Raw genomic sequence first — 16,607 nt, forward strand, 5'->3', positions numbered from 1 at the left:
ACGAGTCTTAAATTCCCGTCAAATATCATTTGATAGTGGCAGCTTAAATAGTAAACCGCAGGCATTTTCAAATTACCTAAGCAAATTAACCAATGCCATCCATTTTTTGTGCTAGGATGAAACGGTAAATAAGAAAGGGGATATTTATTATGGCAGAAGATTATGAAAAAAAAGAAGACAAGACTTTAGATAAGATTAGCAACACATTTAATAATTTAGATGATGCTTTAGCTAAAGAAGATACTGATTTGGAAAATAATCACAAAACTCGAGCCTGGTTTGAAGAGCATCGTGCAATTCACGAAGTTAAAAAAGCCCTTCATGAAATTGGTAAATACGATAAGTTTGATGAAGATGAATATAACCGCTTCATGAAAGATTATGAAAAAGCCATCGAAGACTTTAATAACTAAATTCACGTACTAAAAAAGCTGGAACAGAAATAGTTCCGGCTTTTTATGCTTTTAAGGCATTGATTAACATTAAAATAAACAACGCTAACCAGCCAGCGATGGCAAAAAAAGAGCCACCAAAAATTTTGGATAAAATAACTAATATGCTGCCGATTAGTAGTCTTAACTACCACAGGTTGGCCAGTTAATAAATAATCCGTAGTAACCTCAAATAAGCGACTCAGTTGAATTAGTTGGTTGTAATCAGGAAGTTCAGTGTCTGATTCCCAAGCAACAATCAGGGGAGTAGTAACGGTTAAAGCGTTAGCTACTTCTTCACGCGATAGTTTGTCTTGTTGGCGTTGTTTCATTAAGCGAGTACCTAATGTCATTAGAAATTCCACCTTTCCGTGATTGTCTTCTACTTTTATTATCGAGTAATGGTAACAAAATTGCATTTTTAAAATCCGAAGAATTAAATGTGCGAAACTAACTGGTATAATGAAATAAAGAAATAAAGAAATGCGACTGAGGTGAATAATGAATACTAATTTAGAGACGTTTATCAGCGTTTATGAAAGCCGCAATTTTTCTATTGCTGCTAAAGAACTATTTGTGACCCAACCAACGGTGTCAGTTAGAATTGAACAACTGGAAAAAGAATTAGCTACACCACTATTTGTTAGAAAGTATCGCCAAGAAATTGTGCCCACTAAGGCAGGAGAATTATTATATAAAAAAGCCATTCAAATTCGGGAGTTATGGCAAGAAACCCAAACGGAAATGCGTTATGCTGAAGCTAGTAATCGGCGATTAATCCGAATTGGTTTTTCACAAACCTTAGCGATGACAACAGTGACTGATTTTTTGGTACAAGCCAGAGCCAAGTATCCTACTGATGATTGGGAAGTAACGGTGGCCAATTCCGAAGCCATTTCTCATTTGATTGCTAATCGTAAGTTAGAAATGGGACTAGTAGAGAAGCCAATTGTGACCGATACGAGCGTGGTGAAGCGTAAAAGTATTGCTACTGATCAACTAGTTCGAATTGGTCAACCAACCGGGACTTGGATTATTCGCGAACCCGGTTCTGGTATTGAACATTACACTAATTTGTTTTTTAGTGAGTATGATTTAATTCCGGCTCATACCATTGTTTTAAATCGTAATGATTTAATTTTGAATTTGGTAACGGCAGGTGTAGGAGAAACGATTATTTCGCGTAGTGTACTCCCTAAATCATGGGACTTCACGGAATTGAATCCTCATTTTCAACGGTCTTTATACTTTATGTCGGCGGCCGATACGGATAAACATTTACTAGGAAACGTATTTGAGTTACTACAAGAGATTATTGCTACCATTTATTAATGGTGGTAGTGATGAACGGAGGTGCTGTTATGACGAAAAAACCGACTTCTCAAAATAACCAAAAAATTTCGGGTTTTCGCTATGCTTTACTATTGTTTATGACTATTTTTGGATTAGGACCTCGTAAATATCGTTATCATAAAAAATAAAAAGGTAGTTACCAGTTACTGGTAACTACCTTTTTATTTGGAACGATGGCTAGTGGCTTTTAAAAGTGGTTTGGCAATAATAGGAGTAACAATGCCAGCGAAAATGGCTTCTGGTACACCGTTGGTACCAATCACACCTAGTAAATAAGGTAAGAGGTTTTTAACATTAATCGCATAAAGTTGAGGAGCATTGCCGCGATAGAGGAGATAAATAAGACCTAAGACCAAAATAGTATTAGTCAAAGAACCAGCAATCGCGGCCAGCGAAATGGTAATATTACTGGATTTAATTCGGTGCTTAAGTTGTTGATAAACAATGCCAGCAACTACTCCGACCATAATCCGCGGAAAGACCGATACCAGCGGATTGACAAAAACAATCGTAGCCATGGGGCTAGTGGGCCAGACGTAAGCGCGAATAAAAGTAATTAATCCCCAGACTCCGCCGATAATGGCCCCATCCATGGGGCTCATGATAATTGCAACAATGGCAATGGTGACCGGAATAATGGTAATTGAAAGGGGCCCAATCGGAATGAGACCCAAAATGGGAATGGAAGTCTGCAAAATAATGATAGCAGTAAATACCGCCAGCAGATTTAATCGGTAGGTATTATTTTTTTTCATAGTTATTCCTCTGAATTAAATAAGTTATTGTAAAAACTATTTGAATAAATAATAGCACTGTGATGGCTGCTTTAAAAGAAAAATAGTTAAGTGGGTGCTGGGCAATAATCAAAATACAATCGATAATATATTGACGAGCATATTATATCGTGTATAATATTGAATTGTATTAAATAAGAGATGAGGTAGAAAATGGAAATTCAAGTGAACTCTGAACTTTTGGATGGCTTGGTTTTATCGCTATTAACCAGAGAAGACTACTATGGTTATGCAATTACTCAAGAAATTCAAAAGTCGATTAACATTTCGGATTCAACCATGTATCCAGTTCTCAAGCGGCTGAAAAAAAACGATTGGTTAACTACCTACGATCACCCTTATCAAGGACGAAATCGGCGGTATTACCAAATTACGCCAGCAGGAACGGAACATTTGCAAGAGCTTTTAGGGGCTTGGCGAAAATACAAACTCAATATTGATGCGATTTTTGACCAAACTCAAATACCACCACTAACTTTAGGAGGAGCAGATTAATGGCTAACGATGTCACCGAATATTTAGCTGAGTTAAAAGGGCTGTTAGGCTCGTTAACCACTCAGGAACAAGACGATGTAATGGAATTTTATAGTGAATACTTACAAGATGCTGGGGTCGTCACTAGAAGTGAAGTTGAAAGTCGGTTAGGAACACACAAGCAGTTAGCACGTAAGGTGTTGGCCGATTATTCAATTAAAGATAGTCAAAAACAAGCTAGAGAAAATAAGAGTACCATCAAGGATCAAAAAGCAACCAACAAGTCCAACGTGACCATGATTTGGATGGTGATCCTAGCCATCGCTTCCTCACCAGTGACTATTCCCTTGGCATTGGGTGTTTTATTAGTTTTAGCTGGAGCAATTTTGGCAGTATTAGGGGTATTATTTGCGGCGATTGTGGGCGTATTAGGCGTGGGAGCCATCGCTTTATTTGCGATCTATGTGGGTATTATGATGATTCCTGGTCATCTGGCTGTGGCTTTATTTTATTTAGGGGCCGGGGTGGCCGCAATTGGAGCCCTATTAATTGGGGTACCATTGGCACTATCAATTTTGAGTTGGTTAATTAAGATGACGGCATTAGCTATTAGCTGGCTCTATCGTAAAATTACTAAAATTCAACCGACAGTAAAAAAGGAGGATCATCATGAAAAGGTCGATTAAAATTGGAATTATTTTATTTGTGGCAGGCCTCGTAGCCACTTTAATTGGGTGGCGCACCAATGGTTTTAAGCCAGTAACATTAGATAAACAATTAAAGCCGATAGTGGTACAACCAATCACAATTGATAAGGATTTCAAAAAAGTTAAAGGGATTAATGTCGATGTCATTAACACGGAAATCCAATTACGTTCTGGCGAACAATTTCATGTTACTATTCACGGCAATAGTACTGATCAACTTAAGGCGGTTAATAACAGTGATAATTTAACCATTAGTAATCAAAATGGTATTGGCTCATCTGGCTTTAATTTTGATGATAATTTAGACAGCAAGGTAATTATCACGGTACCAGAAAATGCCAGGCTTACAACTGTTAATCTGGCTGGTTCTGGCAATATTGATATTAGCCAGTTAAAAGCTAAAAATATGATCATTAAGCAAGGCTTTGGTGATTCTAATATTTCCAATAGTGATTTAGAAAATATAATCGTGAAAACCAGTAGTGGTGATATTAATTTAGATGAAACTAATATCACGGCCGGTAATATTACCAATGAAAATGGCGATTTTGAAATGAATTCCGGACAAGTACGTAAGTACCTAAAAGTGAATAATCAAAATGGAAATAATGAAGTGACGGGAGTTAACTTTAAAGGCTACAAGTTAATTACTAAGAACGGTAAAAATGAATATAATGATGTCGAATCAGAGCGACCATTAGTTAAAAATGAAAACAAGCAACCATTTTTACAATTGTTAAATAACAATGGTGATAATGAATTGATGAATTAACATATTAATATGGATATAAAAAGCAGCCAAAATAAATTTTGGTTGTTTTTTTGTAATGATAGCGTTGTTTGTAAATGCCATTTAAGTTATATAGCCTAAATGTTATTTGAATGAAAGGAAGTGTTATGTTACAAAAAAGACTTGATGTGTTATTGTAATCAATGTAAAATATGATTTTTTTATGAAAATAAAAAACGCATTTATTGCAAATCTAGTCGTTAGGTGTTTGGGGAAACATCGCAGTATTGGGGACTAGGCTAGCAGTGAATGCTTTGAATTAGGGGATGAGTCCCTTTTTGTATGTTCGCAATTATTGAGATACTCGTTTAGAGGTGTGAAGGTTGTTGAAAAAGATAATTAGTAGAATTTTCATAATGTTAATGCCGTTAATATTTAACGGATTGCTATTATCCACGTCGGTTACAGCGGATACGGCATTAAAAGATAATATTCCGTATCTAGTTACTCATGGTCATGCCTTGGGAGTTGCTTCTAATTTTAATATATTTGCGACTAATAATTACATGCAGTCTAGTAGTGTTAGTAATGTCAGACTGGCTGCAGGCTACTTTCAATCTAAGGGGTGGCAGCAATCTATTGGCTGGACAAAAAACGATGATCGTTTTGATAGTCATATGTTAGTCGTCAAAAAACGAGCTGATGATGCAAACACTAATTCTACTTTTCTCAATACTGATCAAAGTAGCGGAATTTATGCAGCCGAAGACAGTGACGCTTTACCAATGAAAAACACTAAAGACCAACCGAATGATAATAGTTATAGTGTTAAACCAGATGCGTTAAGCGATGTTTCAGATTTTACTGATAATGGCGTGACTTCGTTTAGTGATGCCACTAAACAAAGTCAAGAAGTTAGTGATTTTTATAATTCTAAGGATGCACTAACTAAGGCATTTTCAGCTGATTTCTTAAATTACACTACATTAGATCAGGATCAAATTAAAACTTTACATGATGGTAAAAAAATTGTAATTAAAGATGATAACGCAAAGAAAAAATTCTTAGTTATTAATATTCCGATTACCAACATTGATCAACTTAGACTTAATACCCTTAGTTTAAATATTGAATACCAAACTAAACTTACTGAAACACCGATTGTAGTTTTAAATTTTCCAAATCTAACAAATGGATTTGAATTATACAGTAATGATGATGCTTTAAATGTTACTTATGGGACAGCAGATAATCAAACGCGAATTAGTGATAAACAACACTTACTGTTAAATTTTCCTAGTTTAGACGAAACGACCCCGTTAGCATTTGATCAACAGTTTTTAGGCACGATTATGGCGCCTAAAGGTAAGATTATCATTAATAGTTTAAATTCGGTGCTCACTTCCATGATGGCCAAAGATATTGAAGTTCATTCTTCAGTAAATACAGCGGGACCAGATGGAATCTTTAATCCACCAGATTTTGCAGATCCCAATAATCATGGTGACGGTGATGATAAACCAGAAAGTAAAGTAACTGCTACTGTAGATCGAATTGACACTACCGGTCAAAAAAGCTCTGCAGCCTTAGAAGATGCTAAGCAATTAGGTTATTTTATGTATAAGGATAAAGCAGTTTTTAATATTGAATGGAGTAATGCTAAAAATACGCAACTTTACCGTAGTGATGATTATGGTGCTACATGGGAAAAAGTTAGTAATTCATCAGCTGATGGCAGCGGCAGTTATAGTTCAATAAATGATTATCGACCAGCACAAAGATTAAGTTGGAATGTTTCTGCTGATCAGAAAACTTTAACTGCACAAGCTACTAAAAATATTCGCTTTGAGTTAGCAACTGAGAGTCCTAATACTGATGGAGCCGATAAAATTTGGTTCGGAGATACAGAATTAAACATGGCTAAATTCTCGCTAACAGTACCAGCGACCATTAACTTTTCTAATCTTGATGCCGATGACAAGGGTGTTATCAAGCCCACGATAACGCCCCAAATAAAAGTCAATAACGCCTTAGATGTGCCGTTTAATTTAAAGCTGATTGTGGATGCTCAAAGTAGTGGTAATAGTCCTACTGATTCATCGAATATATTTTTAGGAGCAAGGCAATTTACTTTTAATAATACGGATCTGAACAATTTGACTTCCATATTCGGAATGAATCAAGCGAGTGCAGATCAATTTATCAAGGATATGGCAACAACACCATTAGAAGAAGCTGGTAAAACTTATGATTTGACTGGGTTTCAGTTAAATACTAATAATCAGCGCTTCGTGGCGGCCACTGCCGGATTAAAGTGGCAATTTGATTGGGGATCTGAGTAAGAGCCCCAATCCTAAAATGATGTACCAACTATAAAACCCAAATATCAATATAGGAGTGATATATTATGAAAAAAATGATTAGTGTAGCATTTGTCGCAGCTTTGTTAGCAACGGGGGTAGGCGTGAAGGTTAATGCAGCTGTTGCTGATGGCAATCGTGATTTGGATACTACAGCCAAGTTCAACGTGGAGAATGGTAAATTGACTCTTTTGCAAGCACCCGACTTAGATTTTGGTACAATTTCTGTTAAAAGTTTAGTTGACGGTAGTAGTGAGGATAAAGTACTTTCTGGTAATCCTTCAACTAAAATCAAAATTAGCAATTATGATGTTAATGTGAATAACTGGGAATTGACAGCAAAAGCAGGGGATTTTGTTAATCAAAATGATGGAAGTAATGTGTTAACTGGCACCAAAATAACTTTAAATGAGGATAAAATTATTTCTGGTGATGGGGCTACTGTTTTGACTGGTGGACATTTAGAATCTAATGAATCAGATGTTACAGCTAAATTAGATTTAAATGGCTTAGATAAAGATAAGGTTAAAGCTGAAACTTACACAGCTAATATTGATTGGACACTATCTAATACTGAAGCAACCAAATCAGCAAGTAGCTTCAAATAATCAACGTTTCAATAGACTGGACACGCTCCAGTCTATTTTATTAGTGGAGGATTAACATGTTTAAAAAACGAGTAATCAGTTTCTTGATGATGGTGGCTTTCAGTGTAGGAATGTTGCAGCCAGCTACGACGCAGGCTGCCGAATCCGCGCAATCGGGAACGGGTTTTACGATGAAAATTAAAACACCAGCTAAGTCATTGGATCCAGAGCAAAGTTACTTTAATTTATTGGTACAACCGGGCGATTCAGAGACTCTGACCCTGCAGCTGCAAAACTTGCGAAAGCAAACGCGCCAATTTAAAGTGACCCCCGTGTCAGCTTATACGAATAACAATGGTTACGTTGACTACAAGGCGCAGGTTAATACCGCGCAGTCACAAGCTAAATATCAATTTACTGATATGACCTCGGAAGCGCAAACTGTGACTGTTGCTGGTAATGCCACTAAAGAAGTCAGCTTTTCACTAAGTGTGCCTCAAGATAAATTCGCGGGAATTATGGTCGGGGGCTTTAGGGCCGCTGACATCAATCAAGCTAAAAATGATCAAGCTGACCAGAAAGGCTTTACCATCAATAATCGTTACGCGATGTTAATGGGAGCAACAGTCCAAGAGACGAAACAATTGCATATGCCTGAATTATCCTTGGGTAAAATAACGCCGACAGTTGTGCGAGGAGCAACCACCTTATCGACCCAAATCAGTAACCAAGTACCGACATGTTTGGACAACTAAACATTAACGCTACGGTTACTAAGCGTGGTCAAACTGAGGTATTGCACAAATTAAAGCGAAAGAATTTGTCGATGGCACCAGCTTCTACCTTTAATTATCAAATGGATTGGAATCACGAAGCCTTTAAGCCTGGTAAGTATACCTTGCATTTAAAAGCTACTTCAGGGACCAAGCATTGGAACTTTGACGAACCGTTTACGATTACTGCAACTCAGGCTAAACGAGTTAACGATAAGGGAGTTAACTTAAAACGTGATTGGTCCTGGTTGTGGATTCTCTTGTTAATTCTGTTAATTTTACTATTGCTGATTGCTATGTATTATTACGGTAAATACCGAGCTAGAAAAGACGCTGAAAAAAATAACTAAGTATAGTTAATTACGAAAAAAGATTCAACCAAACTTTAATGGTTGAATCTTTTTATTTTGTCTGAATAATCTGTTTGAGTTTGCTCAAGTCAGCCAGAGCCAATGGCCGTTTACTAGGGAAGCGTTTGATATAAGAAGGATGAAATAAGGGAAATACCTGATAAGCGTGGTCACCGGAATGGTAACGTTGGGTTGCTTCATCATATACCTGCAGTGGGGTAGTTATTAGTTGACCATGAATGGTTGAAATAGTGTCCTTTTTACCCAGTAAACGATTCAAAGCAGTACCGCCTAAAGGCACGATGAGGCTATCGGGAAAGTGAGATAAATCAAAATCCAAAATGGGAGCAGATTGATTAATTTCTTTTTGGGAGGGTTTACGATCACTTTTACGATTATTTTTTAGGTTAAACGGGCGTGAAAAAACCGTTTTAGTAATATAAATATCTGCGCGTGTGAGTTGGAGCTCCTGCAACCATGCGTCTAACTCCTGACCACTGCGGCCGGTAAATGGCAAACCAGTTTTAATTTCAGTTGCTCCGGGCGCCTCCGCTACTAGGACTACTTTAGCGGCTAAGTTACCGTTGCTAGAAACAATGCCTTCCAGGCGATCATCGTTATCACAGATTTGTTGGGCCAATGCTAGTTGTTTAGTTCCCAGATAAGTTGGCATTTAAAACGCTCCTTTCAATAAGTTAATATTAGCGTTTTTACCATAAATAACCAAGTGATTGTGATTAGCAGATGTTTCGAATGAAAATTGCAATTATTCTTAAAATATTCATGATTAATGTTCATTTTATTTAAATTATATTGCTACTATATATAGTTTTAAAATATAGTTGGGAGTTTATGTTGATGAGACGTGGAAAACAATTGGTATTTTTAGTAGTAACGATTTTAATGGGCATTAATCCAATAGTAGCTAGTGCTAGTTATAGTAGAAAAAGTTTACGAATGGCACTGACATTTCAGTCCATGCCGATTACTTATGAAATTCAGCAAAAGAGTCCCTACTATACGAAAATGTGGCGAGAAGCGATTAATACCTGGAATAAAGAATTGAAAACCAAAGGGCAGAAAAGTAACGTGTTTGTTCCGGTAAAAAAACATCAAACGCCTGATATTACATTATCAGCAGTCAATAAGTATAATTGGTCAGCTAAAAACGTAACGGGGACGACTAGAAGATTTTTCAATCGCCGTGGTATCTCTCATGATCAGGTACGGCTTAATATTAAACAAGTCAAAAAGCTCCACTATTCATATCAAGAGCGTCGCAACGTCATGGTCCATGAATTAGGCCACGTCATTGGCTTGCCGCATAATAACAATTATCAGTCGGTAATGTACTATGCGGCGCGCAAGCAAACCATACAACGAGAAGATATTAATGGCGCTAAGTGGCTGATTAATAATAAAATTACATATTAAAAAGAAATCATTTTGTTAACCCCGATATACCGGTTAGTAAAATGATTTTTTATTATCAATAATTAATGACATGTAGGAAATAAATCTAGGTGTTAATTGTCATCATTTTGTTTCAACCGTGATAGCATAAAAAATAATAAGCAAAAGGAAGATGATGATACGATGACAATGGTGAATGGTTATGAACAAAGTGACCGCGAAAAGCACATTAAAGTAGTGGATTTGGAATCACTAGAAGCAGAAGCACAAAAAATTATTCCTACCGGTGCCTTTGGCTACATTAGTGGTGGTTCGGAAGATGAATGGACTTTACGCCAAAATCGTAAATCATTCACGCATAAACAAATTTATCCTCGAGTATTAACGGATGTGGAAAAACCAGAGATAAGTACCAACTTTATGGGAATTGACTTAAAAACCCCGATCATGATGCCACCATTAGCTGCGCAAGGATTGGCTAATTCACAAAGTGAAAAAGATACCGCGCGAGCCTTTGCTGCGGCAGGTGGTTTGATGGCACTTAGTACTTATGGCTCAGCTACAATTGCTGATTTTGCGAAAGCTGGTAACGGAGCGCCACAATTTTTCCAACCATATATGAGTAAAAATGATGATTTTAATAAATCATTATTAGATGAAGCTAAACGAAACGGTATGAAAGCCATTATTTTAACGGCAGATTCTACTTTAGGCGGCTATCGAGAAGCTGATGTTATTAACAATTTTCAGTTCCCAATTCCCATGGCCAACTTAGAAAAATTGAGTCAGGGTGCGGGTAAAGGACAAGGAATTGCCGCTATTTATGCAGCCGCAGCACAAAAAATTGGCCCAGATGAAATTAAAAAAATTGCTGATTACACGGATTTACCAGTTATTGTTAAGGGAATTCAAAATCCAGTAGATGCTGAATTAGCCATTGACGCAGGCGCCGCTGCTATTTATGTTTCCAATCATGGTGGCCGTCAACTCAATGGTGGCCCTGGATCCTTTGATGTTTTACCAGAAATTGCTGTTGCAGTTGCTAAAAGAGTACCGATTATTTTTGATAGTGGTATTCGCCATGGCTCAGATGTCTTTAAGGCCCTAGCGACCGGTGCGGATTTAGTAGCTATCGGGCGACCATTCGTATATGCTTTAGCTTTGGGTGGGCAACTTGGCGTTGAAGATGCTTTGGCAGAGATTAACCGAGAATTTCAAATTGTGATGCAATTGGCTGGTACCCAAACTATTGAAGATGTAAAGAATACTAAATTAGCTGATTTGAGTTAATGATTAAAAAAGACAACTTAACTGTTGTCTTTTTGTGTATAATTTGAATAATTAAGGTAGTGAATCTTTAAAAATGCATTTTAAAATGACTGATGATATTATGAATAAAATATTGATAAAGTATGAACCATTTTAGTTTTTTATATGAATTTTTCGATCAATAAATCTAGTAATCTTTGTTAACGTGATGTACAATCTAGTAAATATAATAGTGTCTAGCTAAAATCAAATGGGGGATTTTTAATGAATAAGAAAAATATGCCTAATACAACCAAAGTACACTTCAAAATGTATAAGGCTGGTAAAACATGGTTAGTAGCGGGACTTTCAGTAATGGCATTAGGTGGGGGAATGGCATTAAGTACGGGTGCTGCCCATGCTAGTACCTCTACGACAACTATTACTAGTGTTACTTCAAAGGCAGTAACGGCTAGTGAGGATAACGATGATAATCAAACAACCACAGCAGTCGATACTTCAACCAGCACAGAAGTTACTGCGGCAAACACTGCTAATGCTGAAAATAGCAATAAGGTAACAATTAATGATAATGCTATCAGTAATAATACGGATACGGCTGCATCAACGTCAAAAACAATCACAGATCAAGCTTCAAAAGAAGTAACACCAACGACTAGTGATGATGAAACCTCTAATGAAGATACAAATACAACCACGGCAATGGATACCACTGATAAAGTTGCAGAACAAAGCACTACTGACAAGACTCATAGCGTCGCAACTGATAATAGTTCAGTTAAAACACCGGTGAATAACAATACTAATGCGGTTGATAATGATAAACCGGCAACGGATTCTAAAAATTCAGAAGTTGCCGCCGAGTCTGAGGTTACGATTGATAAAACGGCTAAGTATCCGGATGGAACTACTAAGGATGTTACTGGGGAATCGGCTCAAGAAGTGACTGAAAATGGTAAATATGGGGTTAATTTAAATAATAGTATTATTTACCATAATGGCGAAAATATGGGTAGTTTAGCTGATTTAATGAATACTGTTACCAGTGATAGTCCATTATATGATGCAATTCAGACACTAAAAACCAAGTATCCCGATGGAATTATTACTGGAGTTGATGATTTAGCATCATTACAACAACTTTTAGATGCCATTGACGCTGATTTTCAAAATGCTAATCATGAAAATGATGGCTCATTTTATCACTTAGATATTCAGCTAGTGGGTGATGATTCTACAGAAACTCCAAGTAACCCCGGTACCGATCCATCCAACCCTGGTACCGACCCTACCGACCCAACTAATCCATCTAATCCCGGTGACAACAACCAATCGTCCATCAGCGGTCATGACAGTACCATCAAAGAAGGTGACACTTGGAACCCGGCAGATAACTTTGATGGAGCTAAGGATGCAGATGGCAAGGACATTGCCTTTGGTGACGTTACGGTAACTGGCTCGGTTGATACTAGTAAACCAGGTGAGTATCATGTTACTTATACTTACGGCGACAAGTCAGTAACAGTTACTGTAACCGTAAAAGCAACTGATGATACCACTAACCCTGGTGACAACGGTGGCGATAATAACCACGGTAACCAACCCGGAACTGGTACTGATGATAACAACAATACTGGTAGTGGTTCGGATAACCAAGGTTCTGGTAACACTGGTAATGGTTCTACCAATAATGGTGGCACTAATACCGGCTCAGGTTCTGATGCTAACGGTGGTAATACTACTGAAACTGGCTCTAATGAAACTACAACCGGTAATGGTAGTACTATGAATGCAACTGGTAATGGTACAAGTAACGCTCAAGAAACTAGTGCTAATGCTGCTCAAGCCACCTTACCTCAAACTGGTGAAGATGAAGCTAACGTTTCTGTTTTATCAGTAATCGGATTAGCAATTGCGTCATTATTGGGAGTCTTTGGTATCTCAACTAAGCGTCGGAAGAATTAATTATAATTAAATTGCTGATCAGTGAAACAAATATAAATTCACTTTAACAATAAAAAAACTGTAATTTTGACATTAAAGTCAGAATTACAGTTTTTTGTTTTAGGTCTGATATTTATTTAATTAATGATTATTTAGCGTCATAAGCTGCTTGGAAAATATTAACGATATCGTCCACAGTACCTTTACGAGGGTTAGAAGCAGCGTTACCATCTTTAAGTGCATTTTCAGCCATCATGCGGAAATCTTCTGGCTTAGCACCAATTTCTTTGATGGACTTAGGAATACCAACGTCTTGTGACATTTGTTTCATTGCTTTAATTGAAAGTTCAGCAGCATCACGAGTAGAAAGACCAGTGGTATCTTCGCCCATGAATTCAGCTAATTCAGCAAATCGTTTAGGATCAGCTACCAAGTTGTATTGTTCAACGTAAGGGAGCAAGAGGGCACAACAAACACCATGAGGAGCATCATATTGGCCACCTAATTGGTGAGCCATGGCGTGAACGTAACCTAAGTTGGCGTTGTTAAAGGCCATCCCAGCTAGCATTTCAGCTTCCACCATGTGAGTTCTGGCTTCTAAGTTATGACCATTAGCGTAGGCTTCACGAAGATTATTTTCGATTAACTTAATGGCTTCAATACATTGAGAATCAGTGATTGGATTGTGATCGACTGAAACGTAAGGTTCGATAGCTTGAACGAAAGCATCCATTCCCGTAGCAGCAGTTAATGAAGCTGGCACGTCTAGCATCAAGGTTGGATCGTTAAATGATACTAATGGAATGTTTCTCCATGAAACCACCACGAATTTAAGATGAGTTTCTTCATTAGTAATCACCGCATGACGAGTTAATTCTGAACCAGTACCGGCAGTAGTATTAACGGCAATTAGTGGTGGTAGGGGATTGTCTAAAGTTTCAATCCCGGCTAATTGAGTAATATTGTCGCCGTTAGTTAGGATAATTCCGGCCCCTTTACCAGTATCGTGAGCAGAACCACCACCAACAGTGATGATTGAATCAGCACCGCTTTCTTCATAAAGTTTTTTAACTTCCTTGATATTTCTTACTTTAGGATTGGGTTCGACATTGTTGTAAACAACATAATCAACACCTGCAGCATCAAGGGATTTCAATGTTTGTTGAACAGCACCATCTTTAAGTCCCTCCAGGAATTTGTCGGTAACAATTACTGGCTTCTTCATTCCCAACATTTTGGCACGATCACCAATTTGAGCAATGACACCAGGACCAAAGAAATTGACACTAGGCATTAAAAAATCATAACTACGTTCGCTCATGAATTATCCTTCTTTCTGCCTGTACGGCTAGAAAATTTAATTAAATCAACTTACAAGGTTAATTATAATTAATTCACAAGCAATATGCAATACCAGGGTAGTCATTTTTATGAAAGGGCTTTTAATGACAAGGTATTAACTATTTTATAATACGATCTATTTTAGCTAAAGACTTGGTACGACTTGCTTCGGATTGCTTTTCGGGAGTGGAGTTTAACCAGTGATAATTGTATAGACCAAGTTTGTTAAAAGTTCCACGTTTTAGCATTTTAGTGACTGGATTACCAAAAATCCATTTATAAAGAGACGTGGGAGTGCCAGCGGTGGTAAGGGCTACGATCCGTGGCTTTTTAGGCAATAATCTAGGTCTGGTAGCTTGATAGTGACGCTTACTTAAGACCTTATCTAAGAAACCATTGGTCATAGCTGGAGTAACTTCCCACCAAAGCGGGAAGATAAAGATAATCTGATCGGCAGCCGCCAAGCGTTGATAATAATTTTCGGCTTGGGTATCTACGACTTGTTTGGTACGCCAATTCGTTAGTTCAGTTGCAGTCAGCACCGGGTTAAAATGGTCCGCATGTAAATCAATCACGTCAACAATTTCTCCTCGATGGGTTAAAGTATCAACTGCGTGTTGTGCGATGGCGGCACTATAACTTCGGAAATGAGGTTGATTATGACTAGCGGCAATAGTATAAGGATGATCAAAAACAATAACGGTTTTCATGAATTAAGGACCTCGCTTGTTTATTTATATTCCACGGAATATAATAACAGTAAGAAAAAGAATGTCAATATATATTCGGAGGAATATAAAATGAATGATCAAATTAATGCACTAACAACGACAATCAGTCAGCAATTACAAAGTTTTCGTAATCGAGAAATCGATCAACAAACCATTGATTGGTACCAACAACAAGTTTCAACGAATAATGCCGCTATTATTAAGAAGCTCAGTATTAGTGATTTGGATTTGTTAACCTTAATTGATTTGCATCCTGATAGTCGGGTGAGTGACCTAACTAATTTTGTAAATTTACGACAAGGCACAATTTCTAAAGTCATTACTAAATTTGTCCGTTTGCATTTAGCTGAAAAATATCATCGAGATAATAATCGAAAGAATACCTATGTAAAATTAACGGAAAACGGGATGGAATTGGTACAACTTCATAATGAATTTCATCAACAGAACAAAGAAAAAATGATAGCGGCTTTTAACGATTTTTCAGTTAACGATTTAAGTGTTGTGGCTAGATTTTTGACCAAATTAAATCAAATGGATTAAATAAAAAGCACTGCCACTCGGCAGCGCTTTTTTAGTAACCAAATCACATTTGCAATTAAACATAAAAAAGTGTAATCTTTATTTGATGATAATCGTTCTAAACTAGATTGAGGAGTTAAATTAATGAAGAAAAAACAAAGCTTGGCACAAAAAGTTAATATCCTACGAGCTGCAGTTATGGGGGCCAATGATGGGATTATTTCCATTGCTGGTATCGTTGTTGGGGTAGCGGGGGCGACCTCAAACAGTTTCGCCATTTTGGTTTCGGGATTAGCAGGGATGTTAGCTGGAACAGTATCGATGGCAATGGGGGAATACGTTTCCGTTAATACCCAAAAGGATGCTCAAAGACAAGCGGTGGAAAATGAGGAACAAGCGTTAAAAGATAATTATCAGGGTGAGTTTGATTTTATTGAACAAAAATACATAAGTACTGGCATGGATGCTAATTTAGCACATAAAGCCACACAAGAAATGATGACCGGGGACGCTTTGGGAGCGGGAGTGCGTGAACGTTACGGCTTTAATTCTCATGAGTATACTAGTCCTTATGACGCGGCGATTGCATCCATGATTGCTTTTCCTACGGGTTCGTTTTTTCCTTTATTGGCAATTTGGTTATTCCCTCAAAACGTGCGGGTAGTGGCCACGATTGTGTCAGTCTTATTAGCGCTAGTGCTTACCGGTTATTTTGCAGCAGTATTAAGTAAGTCTAACCGGTTACGTGGTGTTATTCGAAATGTTGTGTCGGGACTGCTAACAATGTTAGTAACCTACTATATTGGTTCATTATTTGCCTAAGAAAGG

Annotated in this window: 17 protein-coding genes and 1 pseudogene; 13 read left to right on the forward strand and 5 right to left on the reverse strand. The window is 37.4% G+C overall.

All coding sequences use genetic code 11. The features are described 5' to 3' along the window. The first annotated feature begins 149 nt into the window (after positions 1–149). Positions 150–413 carry a hypothetical protein gene (locus tag HII32_RS04140; protein ID WP_172188575.1) on the forward strand — a complete coding sequence of 88 codons (264 nt, stop codon included), beginning with the start codon at positions 150–152 and terminating at the stop codon, positions 411–413. A gap of 2 nt (positions 414–415) precedes the next feature. Here the strand turns inward: HII32_RS04140 and HII32_RS04145 are convergent, their stop codons facing one another. Continuing rightward, positions 416–784 (reverse strand): helix-turn-helix domain-containing protein, encoded by a 369-nt coding sequence (locus tag HII32_RS04145; protein ID WP_172188577.1) that lies wholly within the window; start codon positions 782–784, stop codon positions 416–418. Between the two features lie 148 nt (positions 785–932). On the opposite strand from HII32_RS04145, the gene HII32_RS04150 reads away from it, so the two are divergent. Then, the gene (locus HII32_RS04150) at positions 933–1,763 is read left to right on the forward strand and encodes a LysR family transcriptional regulator (RefSeq protein WP_172188579.1); all 831 of its coding nucleotides are present in this window, start codon (positions 933–935) and stop codon (positions 1,761–1,763) included. A gap of 182 nt (positions 1,764–1,945) precedes the next feature. Here HII32_RS04150 and HII32_RS04155 read toward each other — a convergent pair whose 3' ends face one another. Next, positions 1,946–2,539 carry an ECF transporter S component gene (locus HII32_RS04155; protein WP_172188581.1) on the reverse strand — a complete coding sequence of 198 codons (594 nt, stop codon included), beginning with the start codon at positions 2,537–2,539 and terminating at the stop codon, positions 1,946–1,948. Positions 2,540–2,731: 192 nt separating this feature from the next. On the opposite strand from HII32_RS04155, the gene HII32_RS04160 reads away from it, so the two are divergent. The 6 genes and pseudogenes from HII32_RS04160 to HII32_RS07820 all read left to right on the forward strand — a co-directional run bounded on the left by HII32_RS04160 (position 2,732) and on the right by HII32_RS07820 (position 8,559). Then, the gene (locus HII32_RS04160; protein ID WP_172188583.1) at positions 2,732–3,073 is read left to right on the forward strand and encodes a PadR family transcriptional regulator; all 342 of its coding nucleotides are present in this window, start codon (positions 2,732–2,734) and stop codon (positions 3,071–3,073) included. After that, the gene (locus tag HII32_RS04165) at positions 3,073–3,738 is read left to right on the forward strand and encodes a DUF1700 domain-containing protein (protein WP_172188585.1); all 666 of its coding nucleotides are present in this window, start codon (positions 3,073–3,075) and stop codon (positions 3,736–3,738) included. Before HII32_RS04160 ends, HII32_RS04165 begins: the two co-directional genes overlap by 1 nt. After that, complete coding sequence (locus HII32_RS04170; protein ID WP_172188587.1) at positions 3,722–4,531, forward strand: DUF4097 family beta strand repeat-containing protein; 810 nt, start codon at positions 3,722–3,724, stop codon at positions 4,529–4,531. The genes HII32_RS04165 and HII32_RS04170 overlap by 17 nt, the downstream gene beginning before the upstream one ends. Before the next feature lie 374 nt (positions 4,532–4,905). Further along, the gene (locus tag HII32_RS04175) at positions 4,906–6,831 is read left to right on the forward strand and encodes a hypothetical protein (RefSeq protein WP_172188589.1); all 1,926 of its coding nucleotides are present in this window, start codon (positions 4,906–4,908) and stop codon (positions 6,829–6,831) included. 65 nt (positions 6,832–6,896) lie between these two features. Next, complete coding sequence (locus HII32_RS04180) at positions 6,897–7,457, forward strand: WxL domain-containing protein (RefSeq protein ID WP_172188591.1); 561 nt, start codon at positions 6,897–6,899, stop codon at positions 7,455–7,457. A gap of 170 nt (positions 7,458–7,627) precedes the next feature. Then, positions 7,628–8,559, forward strand: a pseudogene (locus tag HII32_RS07820) (WxLIP family cell surface protein). Between the two features lie 52 nt (positions 8,560–8,611). Here the strand turns inward: HII32_RS07820 and HII32_RS04195 are convergent. Continuing rightward, positions 8,612–9,232 carry a uracil-DNA glycosylase gene (locus tag HII32_RS04195; RefSeq protein WP_172188594.1) on the reverse strand — a complete coding sequence of 207 codons (621 nt, stop codon included), beginning with the start codon at positions 9,230–9,232 and terminating at the stop codon, positions 8,612–8,614. A 185-nt stretch (positions 9,233–9,417) separates the two neighbouring features. Between HII32_RS04195 and HII32_RS04200 the strand changes: the two genes are divergently transcribed. From HII32_RS04200 to HII32_RS04210, 3 genes are all read left to right on the forward strand, one after another. Beyond that, on the forward strand, positions 9,418–9,993 hold the full coding sequence (locus HII32_RS04200; RefSeq protein WP_172188595.1) for a matrixin family metalloprotease: 576 nt from the start codon (positions 9,418–9,420) through the stop codon (positions 9,991–9,993). A 162-nt stretch (positions 9,994–10,155) separates the two neighbouring features. Beyond that, entirely contained in the window at positions 10,156–11,262 is a 1,107-nt protein-coding gene (locus HII32_RS04205; RefSeq protein ID WP_172188596.1) for a lactate oxidase, read from the forward strand. Positions 11,263–11,505: 243 nt separating this feature from the next. Next, entirely contained in the window at positions 11,506–13,206 is a 1,701-nt protein-coding gene (locus tag HII32_RS04210) for a bacterial Ig-like domain-containing protein (RefSeq protein ID WP_172188597.1), read from the forward strand. Between the two features lie 127 nt (positions 13,207–13,333). On the opposite strand, the gene HII32_RS04215 is transcribed toward HII32_RS04210, so the two are convergent. Then, complete coding sequence (locus tag HII32_RS04215) at positions 13,334–14,506, reverse strand: iron-containing alcohol dehydrogenase (protein ID WP_172188598.1); 1,173 nt, start codon at positions 14,504–14,506, stop codon at positions 13,334–13,336. 139 nt (positions 14,507–14,645) lie between these two features. After that, a complete protein-coding gene (locus HII32_RS04220) occupies positions 14,646–15,236 on the reverse strand; it encodes an NAD(P)H-dependent oxidoreductase (RefSeq protein WP_172188599.1) in 591 nt (196 codons plus the stop codon). A 90-nt stretch (positions 15,237–15,326) separates the two neighbouring features. Here HII32_RS04220 and HII32_RS04225 point away from each other — a divergent pair, with 90 nt between their 5' ends. Together HII32_RS04225 and HII32_RS04230 are read left to right on the forward strand one after the other, a co-directional pair. Beyond that, the gene (locus HII32_RS04225) at positions 15,327–15,800 is read left to right on the forward strand and encodes a MarR family winged helix-turn-helix transcriptional regulator (RefSeq protein WP_172188600.1); all 474 of its coding nucleotides are present in this window, start codon (positions 15,327–15,329) and stop codon (positions 15,798–15,800) included. A 123-nt stretch (positions 15,801–15,923) separates the two neighbouring features. Next, positions 15,924–16,601: a VIT1/CCC1 transporter family protein gene (locus HII32_RS04230; protein ID WP_172188601.1), complete on the forward strand. Its 678-nt coding sequence runs from the start codon at positions 15,924–15,926 to the stop codon at positions 16,599–16,601. Positions 16,602–16,607: the final 6 nt, after the last annotated feature.

The sequence above is a fragment of the Lentilactobacillus kribbianus genome, assembly GCF_013184075.1.
In the GTDB taxonomy this organism is placed as follows: Bacteria; Bacillota; Bacilli; order Lactobacillales; family Lactobacillaceae; genus Lentilactobacillus; species Lentilactobacillus kribbianus.